19 protein-coding genes, 1 tRNA gene and 1 pseudogene are annotated in these 17315 nt (G+C 68.5%); 4 read left to right on the top strand and 17 right to left on the bottom strand.

Annotation, left to right across the window (positions count from 1 at the left end):
- Positions 1-22: 22 nt before the first annotated feature.
- Positions 23-385, top strand: a pseudogene (locus CEK68_RS02585) (integrase core domain-containing protein); the annotation flags it as partial.
- 266 nt (positions 386-651) lie between these two features.
- Here CEK68_RS02585 and CEK68_RS02595 read toward each other — a convergent pair.
- Entirely contained in the window at positions 652-1422 is a 771-nt protein-coding gene (locus CEK68_RS02595) for a DNA-formamidopyrimidine glycosylase family protein (protein ID WP_152238456.1), read from the bottom strand.
- A 162-nt stretch (positions 1423-1584) separates the two neighbouring features.
- On the opposite strand from CEK68_RS02595, the gene CEK68_RS02600 reads away from it, so the two are divergent.
- Positions 1585-1836, top strand: coding sequence for a type II toxin-antitoxin system prevent-host-death family antitoxin (locus CEK68_RS02600; RefSeq protein ID WP_017907919.1), 252 nt, complete (start codon positions 1585-1587; stop codon positions 1834-1836).
- Positions 1833-2090, top strand: a complete 258-nt coding sequence (locus CEK68_RS02605; RefSeq protein ID WP_152181520.1) for a Txe/YoeB family addiction module toxin — start codon at positions 1833-1835, stop codon at positions 2088-2090. Before CEK68_RS02600 ends, CEK68_RS02605 begins: the two co-directional genes overlap by 4 nt.
- Before the next feature lie 140 nt (positions 2091-2230).
- Here the strand turns inward: CEK68_RS02605 and CEK68_RS02610 are convergent, their stop codons facing one another.
- From CEK68_RS02610 to CEK68_RS02675, 14 genes are all read right to left on the bottom strand, one after another.
- Complete coding sequence (locus CEK68_RS02610; RefSeq protein ID WP_152181519.1) at positions 2231-2791, bottom strand: hypothetical protein; 561 nt, start codon at positions 2789-2791, stop codon at positions 2231-2233.
- A gap of 86 nt (positions 2792-2877) precedes the next feature.
- A tRNA-Val gene (locus tag CEK68_RS02615) sits at positions 2878-2952 on the bottom strand.
- Between the two features lie 87 nt (positions 2953-3039).
- Positions 3040-3393, bottom strand: a complete 354-nt coding sequence (locus CEK68_RS02620) for a PilZ domain-containing protein (RefSeq protein WP_010342469.1) — start codon at positions 3391-3393, stop codon at positions 3040-3042.
- Positions 3390-4352: a DNA polymerase III subunit delta' gene (locus CEK68_RS02625; RefSeq protein ID WP_152238457.1), complete on the bottom strand. Its 963-nt coding sequence runs from the start codon at positions 4350-4352 to the stop codon at positions 3390-3392. The genes CEK68_RS02620 and CEK68_RS02625 overlap by 4 nt, the downstream gene beginning before the upstream one ends.
- A complete protein-coding gene (gene tmk / locus CEK68_RS02630; RefSeq protein WP_152238458.1) occupies positions 4349-5020 on the bottom strand; it encodes a dTMP kinase in 672 nt (223 codons plus the stop codon). The genes CEK68_RS02625 and tmk overlap by 4 nt, the downstream gene beginning before the upstream one ends.
- On the bottom strand, positions 5017-6078 hold the full coding sequence (gene mltG / locus CEK68_RS02635; RefSeq protein WP_152238459.1) for an endolytic transglycosylase MltG: 1062 nt from the start codon (positions 6076-6078) through the stop codon (positions 5017-5019). The genes tmk and mltG overlap by 4 nt, the downstream gene beginning before the upstream one ends.
- Positions 6079-6152: 74 nt before the next feature.
- The gene (locus tag CEK68_RS02640) at positions 6153-7502 is read right to left on the bottom strand and encodes an aminodeoxychorismate synthase component I (RefSeq protein WP_152237918.1); all 1350 of its coding nucleotides are present in this window, start codon (positions 7500-7502) and stop codon (positions 6153-6155) included.
- 183 nt (positions 7503-7685) lie between these two features.
- Positions 7686-8921 carry a beta-ketoacyl-ACP synthase II gene (gene fabF, locus CEK68_RS02645; RefSeq protein WP_152238460.1) on the bottom strand — a complete coding sequence of 412 codons (1236 nt, stop codon included), beginning with the start codon at positions 8919-8921 and terminating at the stop codon, positions 7686-7688.
- A 129-nt stretch (positions 8922-9050) separates the two neighbouring features.
- Positions 9051-9290, bottom strand: coding sequence for an acyl carrier protein (gene acpP / locus CEK68_RS02650; protein ID WP_010342475.1), 240 nt, complete (start codon positions 9288-9290; stop codon positions 9051-9053).
- A gap of 205 nt (positions 9291-9495) precedes the next feature.
- Positions 9496-10239: a 3-oxoacyl-ACP reductase FabG gene (gene fabG / locus CEK68_RS02655; protein ID WP_152238461.1), complete on the bottom strand. Its 744-nt coding sequence runs from the start codon at positions 10237-10239 to the stop codon at positions 9496-9498.
- Between the two features lie 91 nt (positions 10240-10330).
- Positions 10331-11275, bottom strand: a complete 945-nt coding sequence (fabD, locus tag CEK68_RS02660) for an ACP S-malonyltransferase (RefSeq protein ID WP_152238462.1) — start codon at positions 11273-11275, stop codon at positions 10331-10333.
- Positions 11276-11831: 556 nt separating this feature from the next.
- Positions 11832-12815: a beta-ketoacyl-ACP synthase III gene (locus CEK68_RS02665; protein ID WP_010342478.1), complete on the bottom strand. Its 984-nt coding sequence runs from the start codon at positions 12813-12815 to the stop codon at positions 11832-11834.
- Positions 12816-12912: 97 nt separating this feature from the next.
- The gene (rpmF, locus tag CEK68_RS02670; protein WP_010342479.1) at positions 12913-13107 is read right to left on the bottom strand and encodes a 50S ribosomal protein L32; all 195 of its coding nucleotides are present in this window, start codon (positions 13105-13107) and stop codon (positions 12913-12915) included.
- 101 nt (positions 13108-13208) lie between these two features.
- Positions 13209-13718, bottom strand: coding sequence for a YceD family protein (locus CEK68_RS02675; RefSeq protein ID WP_010342480.1), 510 nt, complete (start codon positions 13716-13718; stop codon positions 13209-13211).
- 144 nt (positions 13719-13862) lie between these two features.
- On the opposite strand from CEK68_RS02675, the gene CEK68_RS02680 reads away from it, so the two are divergent.
- Complete coding sequence (locus tag CEK68_RS02680; RefSeq protein ID WP_152238463.1) at positions 13863-14435, top strand: Maf family nucleotide pyrophosphatase; 573 nt, start codon at positions 13863-13865, stop codon at positions 14433-14435.
- 22 nt (positions 14436-14457) lie between these two features.
- Here CEK68_RS02680 and CEK68_RS02685 read toward each other — a convergent pair whose 3' ends face one another.
- Positions 14458-16302, bottom strand: a complete 1845-nt coding sequence (locus CEK68_RS02685; RefSeq protein ID WP_152238464.1) for a glycosyltransferase 87 family protein — start codon at positions 16300-16302, stop codon at positions 14458-14460.
- On the bottom strand, positions 16299-17288 hold the full coding sequence (locus CEK68_RS02690; RefSeq protein WP_017912660.1) for a glycosyltransferase family 2 protein: 990 nt from the start codon (positions 17286-17288) through the stop codon (positions 16299-16301). Before CEK68_RS02690 ends, CEK68_RS02685 begins: the two co-directional genes overlap by 4 nt.
- Between the last annotated feature and the right edge of the window lie 27 nt (positions 17289-17315).

Consider the following 17315-nt stretch of genomic DNA (forward strand, 5'->3'; position numbering starts at 1 on the left):
TTAGCGCGGTCTGCATGGACGGAGGGCCCTGAGGCAGGCGGTTCGCTACTACCGCAGCCTGGGCGTGCGCTTGGAGCGCGTGTTGACCGACAACGGCGCCTGCTACACATCACGCCGCTTCCGACGCCTTGTCCGACGGCTCGGCCTGCGCCATCTGCGAACCCGACCCTACACGCCACGCACCAATGGCAAGGCCGAGCGACTGGTGCAGACCAGCCTGCGAGAATGGGCTTATGCGCGCTCCTATATCGACTCCACGCAACGCGCCAACGCCTTCTCGGGCTGGCTGCATCATTACAACTGGCATCGACCACACGCCAGCCTCGGCTACAAACCTCCCATCTCCCGAATTCCACTGAACAACGTGGTGGGTTTACACAGCTAGTGGTCACCGATCTCGGCTGGGCTGGCCTGCTCGCCGAACTGGGCATCCGACGATGCGAAGACGAGGCCGTGGCGCTGCGCTCCTGACGAAGAACGATCAGCGCGCGTGGCGGACGGCGACGCCCCATTTCCCTGCCCGACGCATGCGCGCCGGCCGCCGGCACCGACGACGCGGTCTCCGCCACTTCATCCAATGCGGACACTGCAGCCAAGGTACATGCGTCTTCAGCCGCCAACACGATCCGCTCTTCGCTGGCGATAACAGGATTACTTGAACATGTCGGTCTGGAGCCCATCATCCAGCGCATACCGCCGCTGACAATGCTCGCAGAAGAACGCGCGCCGCTGCGCCTTGCCGAGTTGCTTGCGATACGTGAGCAAATGACCGTCGCGCGGACACACCGTCTTGGTGTGCACCTGGTAGTGGTTCTTCAGTTCGTAGGCTTTCTTCCAACGATAGAAATCGAAGCTGTACTCACGCGCCTGTGTCACCAGTTCGCCCAGCTTGCGAGGCGGCAACGCGCCGATCTCGCTCTCGGGATGCACACGGATGCGGTGCAGCACCTCGTTCTTGATGATGTTGCCGACGCCGGCGAACACATCCTGATCCAGCAAGGCATCGGCGGCGAGCGCATGCGGCCGCAGCCGCAACTTGCGCCGCGCCTGCGCCGCATCCCAATCGGGATTCATCACGTCCACGGTCCAGTCGTAGGCCGCATCCAGCGGACCGTCGATGAACTTGATCGAACACGCGTAGAAATTCAGTTCCTCGCCCTTGGCGAAACTCAGGCTCAAACGCGCCGACGCGTCCTTGCGTGCATTGATCCGGTAGCTGCCGAACAGCAGGAAATGGATGCGCACACTGAACGCATCGAACTCGATCAGGAAATGCTTGCCCCAACTGCGCAGCGACAGGATCTTGCGCCCTCGCATCCGCTCCAGATCCAGCTTGCTGTTGCCGGACACCCGCAGCACCTTGCGCCCGGCGAACGCAGCGGCTTCTTCCTTCAGGATGACGATCGGGGGACCTTCGGGCATGCGTGCAGTATCGAGCGGTGTTGTGATCGGGTCGTGAGCCGGTCGCATCCAAGTGGTCATCGCTTGGTGACTCCAGCCAGAATCTCCATGCATCCGGTCAAGGGATGCCCGTTGACAGGGGTACACGCGGGCGTACAATTTATTGTACAACTCGGAGCCATCATGGACACCATCACCTACAGCGCCGCACGTGCCGCTCTCGCGGACACCATGGACCGCGTGGTCAACAACCACGAGCCGGTGATCATCACGCGCAGCCGCGAGCAAGCCGTTGTCATGCTGTCGCTGGAGGACTACAAGGCGATGGAGGAAACCGCCTATCTGCTGCGCAGCCCGAAGAACGCGCAGCGCTTGCTGGAATCCATCGCCCAACTCGAATCCGGTCGCGGCAAGGCGCGGGAACTGAGCGAGTGACGCTGCAGTTCTCGGACAACGCCTGGGAGGATTATCTCTACTGGCAACAGGCCGACAAAAAGATGCTCAAGCGCATCAACGACCTGATCAAGGCCATTCAACGCGATCCCTTCCAGGGCATCGGCAAACCCGAACCGCTACGCCATGCCCTGGCCGGCTATTGGTCGCGACGCGTCAACGACGAACACCGGATCGTCTATAAGGTCGAGCATGGCGTCCTGCTAATTGCGCAGGTCCGGTATCACTACGTGTAACTGCCGTACCTGCAGCGCCTAAATTGAATTTTGCAGATTCAGGCTGCATAGAAGCGTCTACAAGCAGCCAGCAACCGCCATCACCAGCTACATGCTCCGGGCTTCGCTCAACGCACGGTGAGAACTTAAAAGCAAAAGGACTATAGTTCGTCGTCTAGCGTCAGCACGAAAGATTCCGACGGCAGTTCTCGCCCTTCGTAGAGGATATCAAGCGCATCATCGATTGCTTTATTGAGGCGCTTGATCTGATATTCGCAGACTTGGCCGAGCGATGAGAAAAAACCACCACTGATGTAGTAAGTGTCAAGTTTTAACGCAATTCCAATGCGAGACATCGGAACAATGTCGTCAGGAGCAGCCCCGGGCGGCACTATCGACAACTTGCGAGCGGTCTGGTCATTGTGCGCAATTACTTCATGCCGAGCCCTGATTACGTCGTTGTGGACGTCACGCATCCACGCATGTTCAAACTTCCCCCACCGGCTCGGGAGCACACCTAAGGCAGAGTCTACGAAGGGCTTTGCGTACGAGACAACAGAGGATGCGTACAGGTGATAGTAGAGTGGGTGCCCGAACCCATCCACATGCTTGACCATGTATTCGCAGGCCTTCCGACTTGCGAAAAAGTCAGAACGAGCTAGGGCGAGCTTGTACAGACTCAACTTCATCTGCCGACGAGTCATCTGTGTCTTGGAGTTCATTCGACCTCCTGTACTTACTTCGCACCTACGAAAAAGCCGGCTTAAGGCCGGCTTTGACGTTAACCCTAAAAATCAGGGCTTCTATTTGGTGGGCGGTGCAGGGTTCGAACCTGCGACCCTTGCCGTGTGAAGGCAATGCTCTACCGCTGAGCTAACCGCCCGTGTCGCGAGCCGCACATTATAGGGCTGTGGCGCGCGGCGTCAATGGGTCATTTCGATGTCGGTGGCGCGGCGTCGCCGCGCGGCCGCTACATGGTCTGGGTGGGCTTGTCGGCGTTGAGGATGCCGGCCAGTTGGGTCTCGATCTTGGTGCGGATGGTCTCGCCTTCGCTGTTGTCCGGCAGTTGCACGCCGATGCCGGCCGCGCGGTTGCCCTGGGCGCCGACCGGGGTCACCCAGATCACCTTGCCGGCCACCGGCAGGCGCTCGCTGGAATCGGGCAGGGTCAGCAGCAGGAACACCTCGTCGCCGAGGAAGTAGCGCTTGGGGGTGGGCACGAAGATGCCGCCGTTCTTCACGAACGGCATGTAGGCGTTGTACAGCGCCGCCTTGTCCTTCACCGCCAGCGACAGGATGCCCTGGCGTCCGCTCATCGCGCTCATCGTTGTGCCCCTTTCCGGACCGGGCGATCGCCATCGCGCCAGGTCAGCAACAGTTCCGCGATCGCCAGGTCGGCGCGCACGGTGGTCCGCAGCAGGTCGCGGGTGCGATTGGCGGCGTCGAACCACGCGGCCAGCTTGTGCAATCGCGCCGGGTCGGTCAAGCCGGCCTGCGACGCCTGGGCAAGCGCCAGGTCGGCGGCATGGCCCAGGCGCTGTTCGGCCAGCGCGTCGCCGCTCCAGCGCTGCGCGGCGTCCAGCGTGCCGAGCTTGCCGGCGGCGACCTGCTCCAGGTCGGCGGCCACCTGCCGGCGCAGCTTCAATCCGTCCTCGCGCAGCCACTGCGCGGCCAGGCCGGGATGGCCACGCGCGGCATCCAGCGCTTCGCGTGCGGTCTTCTCGGGAAAGTCCTGGGCCAGCAACCAGGCGATCGCTTCGTCGGCCGGCGGCAGCTTGAACTCCAGGCGCTGGCAACGGCTGCGGATGGTCGCCGGCAGCCGCGCCGGCTGCGCGCTGATCAGCCACAGATAGCGGCCGGGCTGCGGTTCTTCCAGCGTCTTCAGCAAGGCGTTGCAGGCGGCGCGGTTGATCGCGTCGGCCGGGTCCACCACCACCACCTGGGCCACGCCGTACTGCGGGGTCAGCGCCAGCTTCTGCGAGATCTCGCGCACCTGCTCGATGACGATCTCGGTGCGCAGCTTGTCGCCGGTGCGGTTGGGGATGAACGAGATCAGTTGCAGGTCCGGATGGGTGCCGGCGGCGATCAACTGCGCGCTGCGCAGGGCCGCAGCCGGTTCGCCCTGGCCCAATACGTGCGCGGCCAGCTTCAGCGCCACCGCACGCTTGCCCAGGCCTTCCGGCCCGCAGATCAGCAGGCCATGGCCGAGGCGGCCGGCATCGAGCGCGGCCACGGTCTGGTCGTAGGCGCGCTGCTGCCACGGCGCAAACGGCAGATCGCTCATGGCGTCGGCTCCTGTTGCTGCTGCATCCACGCCGCCAGCGCGGCAGCAACCGCCTGGGCGACCGCCTGTGGCGGCTGGCTGGCGTCGATGACGCGGAAGCGCTGCGGATCCTGCGCGGCGCGCTGGCGGAAGCCGGCACGTACACGCTGGAAAAAATCGTCCTGCTCGCTCTCGATGCGGTCCGGCCACAGGTCGCGGCCGCTGGTGCGGGCGCGGCCGATCTGCACGTCCAGGTCCAGCAGCAGGGTCAGGCCCGGCTGCAGGCCGACCGCGCGGCGCTCCAGGTCGGCGATCCAGGCGCGGTCCAGGCCGCGGCCCTCGCCTTGGTAGGCGTAGCTGGAATCGGTGAAGCGGTCGCTGACCACATAGGCGCCGCGCTGCAGCGCCGGGCGGATCACCTCGCGCACGTGCTGCGCGCGCGCGGCGAACACCAGCAGCAGTTCGGTCTCGGCGGCCAGCGGCTCGGCGACCTCGCCGGGGGTCTTGTCCAGCAGCAGCGCGCGGATGCGCTCGGCCAGCGGCGTGCCGCCCGGTTCGCGGGTCAGCACCACTTCGTGGCCCTGCGCCTGCAACGCATCGCGGATCGCGTTGATCGCGGTGGTCTTGCCGGCGCCCTCGCCGCCTTCCAGGCTGACGAAGCGATGGTGACGCAGCACGGCCTCGCTCATGGCGACACCGCCGCGTCGCTGCGCGCCTGGCGCAGGCGTTGCAGGTAGCGCGCCACCGCCGCGTTGTGCTCGGCGTAGTTGGCGGAGAACGCATGCGCGCCGCTGCCGTCGCCGATGGCCACGAAGTACAGGCTGTCGCCCGGCGCCGGGTTGGTGGCGGCACGCAGCGCGTCGCGGCCGGGCATGGCGATCGGGGTCGGGGTCAGGCCGGTGCGGGTGTAGGTGTTGTACGGCGTATCGGTCTCCAGGTCGCGCTTGCGGATGTTGCCGTCGTAGGCGCTGCCGATGCCGTAGATCACGCTCGGGTCGGTCTGCAGTTTCATGCCCAGTTGCAGGCGGCGCACGAACACGCCGGCGATCTGCGGACGCTCGGCGGCCAGGCCGGTCTCCTTTTCCACGATCGAGGCCAGGATCAGCGCCTGCTCCGGCGACTGCAGCGACAGGTCCTTGGCGCGCGCGTCCCAGGCCTCGGCCAGCGCCTTGTCCATCGCCGCATGCGCGCGACGCAGCAGTTGCAGATCGGTGTCACCGCGCTGGTAGAGGTAGGTCTCGGGCAGGAAGCGGCCTTCCGGGTGCTGGCCGGGCTGGCCGAGCTTGGCCATCAGTTCGCTGTCGCTGAGGTCGGTGGTGGTGTGCACCAGCGGCGTGGCCGCGTTCAAGGCGCTGCGCAGTTGGCGCACGTTCCAGCCTTCGACGATGGTGAAGCGGTACTGGATCACCTGGCCCTTGCGCATGCGCAGCAGCAGCTCGCGCGGGCTCAGCGCTGGCTGCAACGCGTATTCGCCGAACTTGAGCTTGCCGGCCACGCCCAGTTCGCGCGCCAGCACCTGCCATTGCAGGTCGCTGCCCTGGGTCACGCCGGCGGCGCGCAGCTTGCGCAGCACGCCGTTGAGCGAGGCGCCGCGCGCCACGTCCACGCTGGGCTGGGACGCCTGCAGCGGTTGCTCGGCGAAGGCGCGATAGCTGTGCCACCACCAGGCGCCGGCCGCGGCCACCAGCAGCGCCAGCACCAGCAATGTCCCCAGCAGGGTCAGACACCCGCGTTTAGCCCAAGCCACGACCACCTCGGAGCGAATTCAATGGCGTGCAGGATACCGCGCGGCCGGCATGGCCCGGTATCGCGCGGCCCCGCTCATGGCTCCAGCGCACGCAGCAGGCCGCGCGCCTTGGCCCGGGTCTCGTCGAGTTCGCGCTCCGGGTCGGAATCGAACACGATGCCGGCGCCGGTACGGAACTGCACCTGCGCGCCGTCCACCTCGGCTGTGCGGATGAGGATGTTCAGGTCCATGTCGCCGTCGCGGTTGAGCCAGCCGAACGCGCCGGTGTAGGCGCCGCGCGCGGTCTGCTCCAGCTCGGCGATGATCTGCATGCAGCGCACCTTGGGGCAGCCGGTGATGGTGCCACCCGGGAAGGTGGCGCGGATCGTCTCGCCGGGGGTGGTGCCCGCACGCAGCCGGCCGCGCACGTTGCTGACGATGTGGTGCACGTGGGCGTAGCTCTCCACGGTCATCAGCTCGTCGACCTCGACGCTGCCCGGCGCGCAGATCCGCCCCAGGTCGTTGCGCTCCAGGTCGATCAGCATCACGTGCTCGGCGCGCTCCTTGGGATGCCCGACCAGTTCGCGGATGCGCGCGGCCTCGTCGTCGCCCGGCGCGCGTGCGCGGGTGCCGGCGATCGGCCGGGTCTCGACCACGTCGCCGCGCACCGACACCAGCCGTTCCGGCGAGGAACTGACCACGGCGCGGCCGTGTCCGACGAACAGGCCGGCGAACGGTGCCGGATTGGCGCGGCGCAGTTGCGCGTACAGCGCCGCCGGCGCCAGCGGCGCGGCGAAGCGCGCCGACCAGCGCCGCGACAGGTTGACCTGGAACACGTCGCCGGCACGCAGGTAGTCGAGGATGCGGCGCACGCCGTCGACGAAGCGCTGCGGCGGGTCTTCCTCGATCGCCAGCGGCGCCTGCCAGGCGGGCGCCGGCGCCGCCGCGGGCAGCGCCTGCAGATCGGCGAGCACGGTCTCCAGCAGCGCCGCATGCGCGGGCTCGGCCAGCGCGACGCAGTCGCCGGTGACGTGATCGCGCAGCAGCGCGGCGGGGCAACGCAAGGCCAGCGCCGCGGGCGTGGCTGCGCTGGAGGGCGGCAACTGCAGCACCGGCTCCACCTGCGCGGCCAGTTCGTAGTCCAGCAGCAGCGCCCAGCCGCCACGGAACGGCCAGCGCGGCTCGTCGCGTTCGCAGCGCTCGGCCTGCCAGTGCATATCCAGTGCGCTCAGGAAATCCCCGGCGACCGCGGCGCCATCGAGCGTCCGGGTGACCCCGTCGCGCTCCAGCCGCAGGCCCCGCCCGTCGGCGACCAGCAACAGATCCCAGCGCCCCTGCGCCGTGCCCGACGCCGCCGATTCCAGCAACACCGGATACCGCTGCGGCGCCAGGCGATGCAGCGCCAGCAGATCGACCTCGGCCGGCAAGGGAACGGTACGCAGCATCGAAGATCCGCTGGAAGAATGAAAGAAACGTCAGGGAACGGGAGGCGTCGCCAGACAAGCTCCAAGCGAGACCGCAGCAACGCGCGCGGACCTCACGCGCGCCACTCGATAGATGGACGCGCGCGACGGGAGTGAGGCGCCGGCTGTGACGATTCCCGATTCCCTATTCCCGAATCCCGGCCCTCAGACCCGCTTGAACACCAACGTCCCGTTGGTCCCACCGAAGCCGAACCCATTGGACATCGCCACGTCGATCTGCTTCTCGCGCGCCACGTTCGGCACGTAGTCCAGATCGCAGCCTTCGCCCGGCTCGTGCAGGTTGATGGTCGGCGGGATGATGCCGGCATGGATCGCCATCACCGAGAAGATCGCTTCGGCACCGCCGGCGGCGCCGAGCAGGTGGCCGGTCATCGACTTGGTGGAGCTGACCATGGTCTTGTAGGCGTGATCGCCCAGCGCACGCTTCATCGCCAGGGTCTCGGCCAGGTCGCCCAGCGGCGTGGAGGTGCCGTGCGCGTTGAGGTAGTGGATCTGGTCCGGATTGAGCTTGGCGTCCTTCATCGCCGCCACCATGCTGCGCGCGGCGCCTTCGCCGTCCTCGCTCGGGGCGGTCATGTGGAAGGCGTCGGAGCTGGCGCCGAAACCGACCAGCTCGGCGTAGATGCGCGCGCCGCGCGCCTTGGCGTGTTCGTACTCTTCCAGCACCAGCACGCCGGCGCCGTCGCCGAGCACGAAGCCGTCGCGCTCCTTGTCCCACGGGCGCGAGGCGGCGGCGGGATCGTCGTTGCGGGTGGACATCGCCTTCATCGAGCAGAAGCCGCCCACCGAGGTCGGCGAGGAGCCGCGCTCGGCGCCGCCGGCCAGCATCACGTCGGCGTCGCCGTGCTGGATCATGCGCATCGCGGTGCCGATGGAATGGTTGGAGGTGGCGCAGGCCGAGACCGCGGAGAAGGTCGGCCCCTTCAACCCTTTGATCAGGCTCACCTGGCCCGGCAGCATGTTGATGATGGTGCTGGGCACGTAGAACGGCGAGATCTTGCGCGCGCCGCCCTCGTGGAATTTGATGGTCTGCTCCTCGATGCCGAGCAGGCCGCCGATGCCGGAGCCGAGGATCGCGCCGATGCGCTCGGCATTGACCTCGGTGATCTCCAGGCCGGAATCGTCCAGCGCCATGAACGAGGCACCGACGCCGTAATGGATGAACGAGTCCATCTTGCGCGCGTCCTTGGACGAGATGAACTTGGTCGGATCGAAATCCTTGATCTCGCCGGCGATCTTGGTGGTGAACTGAGACGCATCGATCTGGGTGATCGGGCCGATGCCGGAGCGTCCGTTGACGATCCCTTCCCAACTGCTGGCCAGGTCATTGCCCAACGGCGACACCAGGCCCATGCCGGTTACGACGACACGACGGCTCATTGCGAAATCTCCTCACCGCGATACGCGCGGCCTTGACGCTGTAAAAACACAGGGCCGCATGCGCGGCCCCATGGGATTGTCACGCGCATCGGGCCCACGCAGGCGCCGATGGCGATCGCGAACGCAGCCTCAGCTCTTGACGTGCGCCTTGACGTAGTCGATGGCCTGCTGCACCGAGGTGATCTTCTCGGCTTCTTCGTCCGGGATCTCGCACTCGAACTCTTCTTCCAGGGCCATCACCAGCTCGACGGTGTCCAGCGAGTCGGCACCCAGGTCATCGACGAACGATGCGTTGTTGGTGACTTCTTCTTCCTTGACGCCGAGCTGTTCGACGACGATTTTCTTGACGCGTTCTTCGATGGTGCTCATTGGGATATCGCTCCAGATGGAGTAGTGGTGGTTCGAGTTTTAGGATCCCCGCACACGGATGTGCGGTGCTCCTGTGAGGGACTCACAAAACGCCATCGGGCTGCGATGGCCGCGTTGGGTAGTGTAGTGGAAACCGACTGGCCCTTGCAGCACTGCACAAATGCCGGCCGATCAGCCACTTAGGCGCGTCCGTTGCGCCGCAGGCTCACGGCATGTACATCCCGCCGTTCACGTGCAGGGTTTCGCCGGTGATGTAGCCGGCGCCGGGCCCGGCCAGGAACGCCACCGCGTTGGCGATGTCGGACGGCTGGCCGAACTGGCCGAGCGCGATCTGCTGCATCAGCGAAGCGCGCTGCGCCTCCGGCAGCGCCTTGGTCATGTCGGTATCGATGAAGCCCGGCGCGACCACGTTGACGGTGATGCCGCGCGAACCGATTTCCTTGGCCATCGACTTGGAGAAGGCGATGATGCCGGCCTTGGCCGCGGCGTAGTTGGCCTGGCCCGGATTGCCGATCACGCCGACCACCGAAGCGATGTTGACGATGCGGCCCTTGCGCGCCTTCATCATGCCGCGCAGCACCGCCTTGGAGGTGCGGAACACGCTGGTCAGGTTGGTGTCGAGGATTTCCTGCCAGTCCTCGTCCTTCATCCGCATCAGCAGGTTGTCGCGGGTAATGCCGGCGTTGTTGACCAGGATCGAGACCGGGCCGAATTCCTTGGCGACCGCCTCGATCAGCGCGTCGACCGCGGCGCCGTCGGTGACGTCCAGCGCACGGCCGTGGCCGCCGTGGGCGGCCAGGCGCGCGCCGATCGCTTGCGCGCCGGCGTCGGAGGTGGCGGTGCCGATGACGGTGGCGCCCTGCGCGGCCAGTTCGTCGGCGATGGCGGCACCGATGCCGCGGCTGGCACCGGTGACCAGCGCGATCTCGCCCTGCAATGGCTTGCTCATCTGCGTTTCCTTGGAGACGGACGGCGCATGGCGCCGGGGGAAAGGAAGGAAACCAGCGCGGGCGAACGGCGCACCGCGCGGCGACCGGCGATCAGGAGGCCCAGGCCTCGCGCGCGCCGGCGAACTCGGCGGGCGTGCCCAGGGCGCGGCCGTCGAGCGACTTGTCGATGCGCTTGACCAGCCCGGTCAGCACCTTGCCCGGGCCGCACTCGGCCAGGCGGGTGGCGCCGCCGGCGGCCAGCGCCTGCACGCAGCCGGTCCAGCGCACCGGCAGATACAACTGCTCGACCAACGCCTGGCGGATCGCCTCGACGCCCTCGTGCACCTGCGCATCGGCGTTCTGCACCACCGGCAGCTGCGGCGCCTGCCAGGCCAGCCCGCGCATCGCTTCGGCCAGGCGGTTGGCCGCCTCGCGCATCAGCGGGGTGTGCGACGGCACGCTGACCGCCAGCTTCACCGCCTTGCGCACGCCGCGCTCGGCCAGCAGCGCCAGCGCGCGGTCGACCGCCGCGGCATCGCCGCCGATCACCACCTGCCCCGGCGAGTTGTAGTTGGCCGGCACCACCACCTGGCTGCCCGCGGCCTGCGCGCAGACCTCTTCGACCAGCGCGTCCTCGGCGCCGAGCACGGCGGCCATGGCGCCCACGCCGGCCGGCGCAGCGTCCTGCATCAGTTGCCCGCGCAGCCGCACCAGGTGCGCGCCGTCGTGCAGCGACAGGGCGCCGGCGGCGACCAGCGCGCTGTATTCGCCCAGGCTGTGCCCGGCCAGCTGCGCCGGACGCGCCCCACCCTCGGCCAGCCACAGCCGCCACAGCGCCACGCTGGCGGCCAGCAGCGCCGGCTGGGTGTACTCGGTGCGGTTGAGCATCTCTTCCGGGCCGCCCTGGCTCAGCGCCCACAGGTCCACGCCGGCGCCGTCGGAGGCTTCGGCGAAGCTGTCGCGCAGCTGCGGATGCAATTCGGCCAGTTCGGCCAGCATGCCCAGCGATTGCGAACCCTGGCCGGGGAAGACGAAGGCGAGTGTGGAATCGGTCACGCGGTTGGCCCTGCGAAAATCGAGCGGCGATGATACGGGCGAAACCGGCCGGGCGTCTGTACCCGGGCGTATGTGAAATGACGGCCGGCCCATCGCGTGCCGCCGATCGTGCCTCGCTCGGCGACGCCCGGCGTCAGGCCGACAGCACACGTGAAGCGCGGGGCGCACGCGGGCGCAAGGCGTTGCGATTGCGCCTGTTGGGCAAGGTGCTGGCAGCGCGTCACCGCGGAGAGGCGTAACGAGGGGCATGGCCGATGGGCGCGGCTGGACGCCCAGGCGACAACGCCAAAAGCGCACAGCTACAGGCGAACACGCTGGGCGAATCGCGCTTTTCGCGTACGGCGTGATGTCGCGAAAGGAAGACAGACACGGACGCATCGCGGCACAGGCCGCGCGCGACCACGCACCGCGATGCACGCGCCGGACGCGCTGGCGTCATGAGAATTGGGTTCGGCGAGCGCATTGCCGCGCGTCGTGGCGACGACGCACGGCGCCCGGCATCGGATCGCGATCGCGCGCCACGACGCCGCCAACGGCGCCGGGCGCGGAAACAGGCTCAGTAGCGCAGCAGCGCCGAGCCCCAGGTGAAGCCGCCGCCGAAGGCTTCCAGCAGCAGCAACTGGCCACGCTGCACGCGGCCCGAACGCACCGCCACGTCCAGCGCCATCGGCACCGAGGCGGAGGAGGTGTTGCCGTGGATGTCCACCGTCACCACCACCTGCTCCATCGGCAGTTCCAGGCGCTTGGCGGTGGCTTCGATGATGCGCAGGTTGGCCTGGTGCGGGATCAGCCAGTCCAGGTCGTGCTTGTCCAGGCCGTTGGCCTCGAGGGTCTCGTCGACCACGGCGTCCAGCGCCTTGACCGCGTACTTGAACACCTCGCTGCCCTTCATCTGGATGCCGCCGGCGGCCGGGTCGCCGGTGCCGTCGCCCAGCCCGGTAGCGATGCCGACCGGATTCCACAGCAGTTCCTTCTTGCTGCCGTCGGCGTGCAGATGGGTGCTGAGGATGCCGGTGTCTTCGTCGGCGCGCAGGACCACCGCGCCGGCACCGTCGCCGAACAGCACGCAGGTGGTGCGCTCGGTCCAGTCGACGATGCGGCTGAGGGTTTCGGTGCCGATGACCAGCACGGTCTTGGCGTCGCCGCTGCGGATGAACTTGTCGGCCACGCTGAGCGCGTAGACGAAGCCGGAACAGGCGGCGTTGACGTCCAGCGCGGGGCAGCCGACCACGCCGAGGCGGGCCTGGATCAGGCAGGCGGTGGACGGGAAGATCAGATCCGGCGTGGTGGTGCCGACCACGATCATGTCGAGTTCGGCGGCATCGATGCCGGCGGCTTCGATGGCCTTCAGCGCGGCCTCGTAGCCCAGGTCGCCGGCGGTCTGGCCGGGGGCGGCGATGTGCCGCTCGCGGATGCCGGTACGGCTGCGGATCCATTCGTCGCTGGTGTCGACCATGTGCGACAGATCGTCGTTGGTCAACACTTTTTCAGGCAAATAGCTGCCGGTGCCCGCGATCCTGGAATAGATCCGCTTGCTCATGCTGGTTCCTGTTGCCTGTTACGCAGGCCGCCCCGGTGCGGCGCGGCCTGTGAAGATGGGTGACTCCGTCCGCCGCAGCGCGGTGGACGGGCACGGATCAATCTTCTTCGACCTGCGCGGTCTTGGTGGCGATCACCTTCTTGCCACGGTAGTAACCGTCGGCGGTGACGTGGTGGCGCAGGTGGATCTCGCCGCTGGTCGGATCGGTCGACAGCTGCTTGGCGCTGAGGGCGTCGTGCGAACGGCGCTGGCCGCGGCGGGACGGGGTGACACGGGATTTCTGCACAGCCATGGGATTGCTCCAAACTCGGTTCGTTTACATCTGTCGTCATTACGTCGCGCAGGACGCGCGCGTCCGGCAACAACCTCAGGCAGCGGCAGGCGGACCGACCGCTACTGTTTCTTCAGCGCCGCCAACGCCGCGAACGGGTTGACCTTGCTCGTTTCTTCCTCGGTCGCCGGCCAGTCGCGATCGACCGCCTCGCTTCCGGGCGCCACCGGCACCAACGGCACCGCCAGCACCAACTCGTCCTCGACCAGATCGGCCGGCCGCAGCATGCCGTCTTCCGGCACCAGCAAGGCCTCGTGATCCGGCGGCAGCGCGGCTTCTTCTTCCTCGCTGCGGATCAGCCCCAGCCGCTGCACGCTCGACACCGGCAGCAGGAAGCGCTGCAGGCTGCGCTGACAGATCAGCGGCAGCTCGGTTTCGATCTTCAGTTCGACATAGGACACTTGCAGTACAGCGTCGCGGCCGAATTCCAGCGTGTAGCGGCATTCGCCTTCGGTGTCGGCCAGGCTGCCTTGCAGACGGGTCATCGCCGAGAGCGGCAGACGGTCTTCGAAGACCCTGCGCGCTGCGACCATCCGCCAGGCATCCAACAGTTCGGGCACGTTCGCGGACATAAGCCGCAGAATGTTAAGGACTGCCGGGGCCGCTGTCAAACCGCCCCATGGGCCGCTGCCAGCCCGGCCCCGAACCGCCTTGCCGGTCCGCGCCGGCCGCCGCAGACTGCCGGCCCCGGCCTGCCGCCGCCCGCCCTTCCGCCGATGCACGCGCTGATCCTGGCTTCCACCTCCACCTACCGCCGCGAACTGCTGCAGCGGCTGCGCCTGCCCTTCGACTGCGCGCGCCCGCAGGTCGACGAGACCCCGCTGCCCGGCGAAGCGCCGCTGGCGCTGGCGCAGCGGCTGGCCGCGGCCAAGGCGGCGGCGGTCGCGGCCACCGCAGGAGAGGCCTGGGTGATCGGCTCGGACCAGGTCGCCGAACTGGACGGCCAACCGCTGGGCAAGCCCGGCAATGTCGCCGCGGCACACGCGCAGCTGGCCGCCATGTCCGGGCGCAGCGTGCGCTTCCACACCGCGGTGTGCCTGCAGCGCGGCGCGCGCACCCTGCATGCCTGCGACCTCACCGAGGTCCGGTTCCGCGACCTGCAGGCCGAGGCCATCGCCCGCTACGTCGCCGCCGAACAGCCGCTGGACTGCGCCGGCAGCTTCAAGTGCGAAGGCCTGGGGATCAGCCTGTTCCGCGCGATCCAGACCCAGGACCCCACTGCGCTGATCGGCCTGCCGTTGATCGCGCTGTCCGAGTTGCTGCGCGAGGCCGGCTACACCCTGCCCTAGCCGGCCGACAGGTGCTGCCCTCTTACTGCAACCGGCACCACTGGTACGGGAAGCGCGCCTGCCCGACCCAGGATTGGTAGATCTGACAGGACCCCGGCTGCAGCGCCAGGCCGTAGCGCGCCAGTTGCTGCGCCGCCAGCGCCTGGGTCTGGCGATCCGCGGCGGCGACATCCACGGCCCGTTCCGGCAGCAGCACCCAGCGGCAACGACCGGCATCCACCTCCACACCGGCGCGCACCGGGCGCCGCGCCAGGCGCCGCATCAAAGCGCAGTCGGGGCCGCGATCCAGGCCCAGGCGCGCGGCCACCGCATTGAGCCGCTGCAGGCGCTCGACATTGCGATCCACTTCCGCCGGCAACAGCGCATAGCCCTGCCCGCGCGCCGCCAGCATCTCGCGGACCCGCGCGGCGTAGGCCGGCGTTTCCGGGAAATTGGAGGCGACCGACGCGTAAGCCGCCTGCCCGGGCAGGAACGGAACGCGCCACGACTCCGGTGCATCGCCGACCAGCAGCACCAGGCTGCGCTCGGGCTGCGGCATCGGCGGCGCCTGCACACGGAACGCCTGCCGCGCCCAGCGCTCGTGCCCCCATTCGCCCCAGCCGTACAGCGCAAAGGCCGCACAGGCGATCAGGGTCCAACGCGCCGCCGGCGCGGCGATGCGCGCCGGCAGCAGCCGCCGCAGCCCCACCCACAGCAGCAGCGGCGCCAGCAGCTCCGGCACCACCAGGTAGCGCTGGATGCTGAAGGCCGCCTGCCAGGCAAGGAAGGCGACCACCACGAACACCAGCACCGCGCGCCACGCCGGCGCGACCACCTCCGCCGGCGCGGAGGCACGCGGACGCCGCAGCACCCAGCGCAGCAGCGCCACCAGGCCCAGCAGGTACAGCAGCGGCCATACCAGTTGCCGCAGGCGCACCTCGCTGACCCGGTTCGGCGCCAACGAGAACTGCAGCGGCCATGTCAGCCACTCCCACAGCGTCTTCGGCAACCAGCGCGTGTCGCTGACCGCCACCGGCTGCGCCAGCGGCGCCATGAAGTGGCTGTTGAACTGCGGGAACAGCGGATTGCCGAAGGTCTGCCACACCCGCAGCAGCCACGGCCCGGCCAGCAGCGCGAAACTGAGCACCGTCACCGCAGTCAGCACTGCGGCGCCGCCGATCCGTTGCCGCGGGCGACCGCCGGCGACCAGTGCGGCCACGCCCAGGGCCAGCGCGAACAGGGCGTTGGTCAGCTTGCAGGCCATCGCCAGCCCGAGCAGGGCGCCGGCCAGCGCCCACCAGCCCAGCGCCACGCCCTGCCCCGCGGCCTGCTGGCGGCGTTGCGCGTGCAGCGCGGCGAGCAGCGCGCCCAACACCGGCAGCGCGCTGGTGTTGTCGCCCATGGTGCCGGCGAACTCGGACAGGAACGCGGCGCTGCACAGCCCGGCCAGCGCCAGCCACGGCACCAGCCGCGCACGGTCCAGCCGCGGGTCCAGCACCTGCCAGACGATGCCCGCCAGCAGCAGGAACGCCAGTGCATGCAGCACACCCATCGCGAACCCGGCCAGCGGCGCAGGCAGGCCGACGAACAGCGCGTAATGCAGCACGTCCAGCACCGGATTGAAGTAGCTCTGCATCTGCGCCGGCGCCAGGTCGATGCCGAGGCGGCCGTGCAGGACGGCGTAGCCGTTGTAAAGGTGGTAGTTGCGCAGGTCCCAGTTGGCGTCCTGACCCAGCCACAGCGACAGCAGCCCACCCAGGAGCGCCACCGCCACACTCGCCGCGATCACATTGCCGCGGCTGTGGAAGGCGAAGCGGCGATCCAGCGCGGCCAGCAGGCGCTGGCGGCGCGTCGGGCGCGGCAGCGCCGCAGCAGCAGTGGTGCTCATGCGCCGTCACCATGATGCGCACCCTGCGCGTCCGCCGCCGGCCAGGCCGGGATCGCAAGGTAAGCCAGGCGCTTGGCCTCGATGCGGCCGCGCGTGACCGTGTCCAGGATCAGCCCGCAGGCCAGCAGCAGCACGCCCAGCAACACCAACGCCGAACACAGGATCGCGGTGGGAAACCGCGGCACCAGGCCGGTCTGCGCATAGGTCAGCAACAGCGGCACCGCCAGCGCCAGCGCCAGCAGCACGCAGGCGCCGAAGCCGAGCGAGAAGAACAGCAAGGGCCGCTCGGCCTTGAACAGGCGCAGGATGGTCAGCAGGATGCGGGTGCCGTCGTGCCAGGTGCGCAGCTTGCTCTGCGATCCTTCCGGACGCGCGCCGTAGGCAGTGTCGACTTCCGCCACCGGCATGCGCAGTTGCAGCGCGTGCACCGCCAGTTCGGTCTCGGTCTCGAAGCCGGCGGCATGCGCGGGAAACGACTTCACGTAGCGCCGCGAGAACACCCGGTAGCCGGACAGCATGTCGTCGAAGCTGCGCCCGAACAGGAAGCCCACGCAGCGGGTCAGCAGCACGTTGCCGGTGCGATGGCCGGCGCGGTACGCCGCCGCTTCGTCGCTGCGGCGCGCGCCGACCACCATGTCCAGTCCGTCGCGCAGCAGCCGCTCGACCAGCGCCGGCGCCATCGCCGCGTCGTAGGTCGCGTCGCCGTCGACCAGCACGTAGACGTCGGCCTCGATGTCGGCGAACAGGCGCCGCACCACGTTGCCCTTGCCCTGCAGCGCGACCTCGCGCACCACCGCGCCGGCCGCACGCGCACGGGCGATGGTGGCGTCGCTGGAATTGTTGTCGAACACATGGACCTGCGCGCCCGGCAGATGCGTGGCGAAATCGGCCACGACCCGGCCGATGGTGGCCGCCTCGTTGTGGCAGGGCACCAACACCGCGATCCGCGGCGCGGCCGCGGGGCGATCGGAGGGGAAACTGGACATGGGCGGCGTGCGGTCCTGCGCGGCAGC

The sequence above is a fragment of the Xanthomonas sp. LMG 12461 genome (genome assembly GCF_009192935.1).
Lineage (GTDB): Bacteria > Pseudomonadota > Gammaproteobacteria > Xanthomonadales > Xanthomonadaceae > Xanthomonas_A > Xanthomonas_A sontii.

Bases quoted from the DNA above. Each gene is read 5' to 3' on its own strand.
- CEK68_RS02595 (WP_152238456.1), bottom strand. From the start codon at position 1,422: ATGCCCGAAGGTCCCCCGATCGTCATCCTGAAGGAAGAAGCCGCTGCG.
- CEK68_RS02600 (WP_017907919.1), top strand. From the start codon at position 1,585: ATGGACACCATCACCTACAGCGCCGCACGTGCCGCTCTCGCGGACACC.
- CEK68_RS02610 (WP_152181519.1), bottom strand. From the start codon at position 2,791: ATGAACTCCAAGACACAGATGACTCGTCGGCAGATGAAGTTGAGTCTG.
- CEK68_RS02620 (WP_010342469.1), bottom strand. From the start codon at position 3,393: ATGAGCGCGATGAGCGGACGCCAGGGCATCCTGTCGCTGGCGGTGAAG.
- CEK68_RS02625 (WP_152238457.1), bottom strand. From the start codon at position 4,352: ATGAGCGATCTGCCGTTTGCGCCGTGGCAGCAGCGCGCCTACGACCAG.
- tmk (WP_152238458.1), bottom strand. From the start codon at position 5,020: ATGAGCGAGGCCGTGCTGCGTCACCATCGCTTCGTCAGCCTGGAAGGC.
- CEK68_RS02640 (WP_152237918.1), bottom strand. From the start codon at position 7,502: ATGCTGCGTACCGTTCCCTTGCCGGCCGAGGTCGATCTGCTGGCGCTG.
- fabF (WP_152238460.1), bottom strand. From the start codon at position 8,921: ATGAGCCGTCGTGTCGTCGTAACCGGCATGGGCCTGGTGTCGCCGTTG.
- acpP (WP_010342475.1), bottom strand. From the start codon at position 9,290: ATGAGCACCATCGAAGAACGCGTCAAGAAAATCGTCGTCGAACAGCTC.
- fabG (WP_152238461.1), bottom strand. From the start codon at position 10,239: ATGAGCAAGCCATTGCAGGGCGAGATCGCGCTGGTCACCGGTGCCAGC.
- CEK68_RS02665 (WP_010342478.1), bottom strand. From the start codon at position 12,815: ATGAGCAAGCGGATCTATTCCAGGATCGCGGGCACCGGCAGCTATTTG.
- rpmF (WP_010342479.1), bottom strand. From the start codon at position 13,107: ATGGCTGTGCAGAAATCCCGTGTCACCCCGTCCCGCCGCGGCCAGCGC.
- CEK68_RS02675 (WP_010342480.1), bottom strand. From the start codon at position 13,718: ATGTCCGCGAACGTGCCCGAACTGTTGGATGCCTGGCGGATGGTCGCA.
- CEK68_RS02680 (WP_152238463.1), top strand. From the start codon at position 13,863: ATGCACGCGCTGATCCTGGCTTCCACCTCCACCTACCGCCGCGAACTG.
- CEK68_RS02685 (WP_152238464.1), bottom strand. From the start codon at position 16,302: ATGAGCACCACTGCTGCTGCGGCGCTGCCGCGCCCGACGCGCCGCCAG.
- CEK68_RS02690 (WP_017912660.1), bottom strand. From the start codon at position 17,288: ATGTCCAGTTTCCCCTCCGATCGCCCCGCGGCCGCGCCGCGGATCGCG.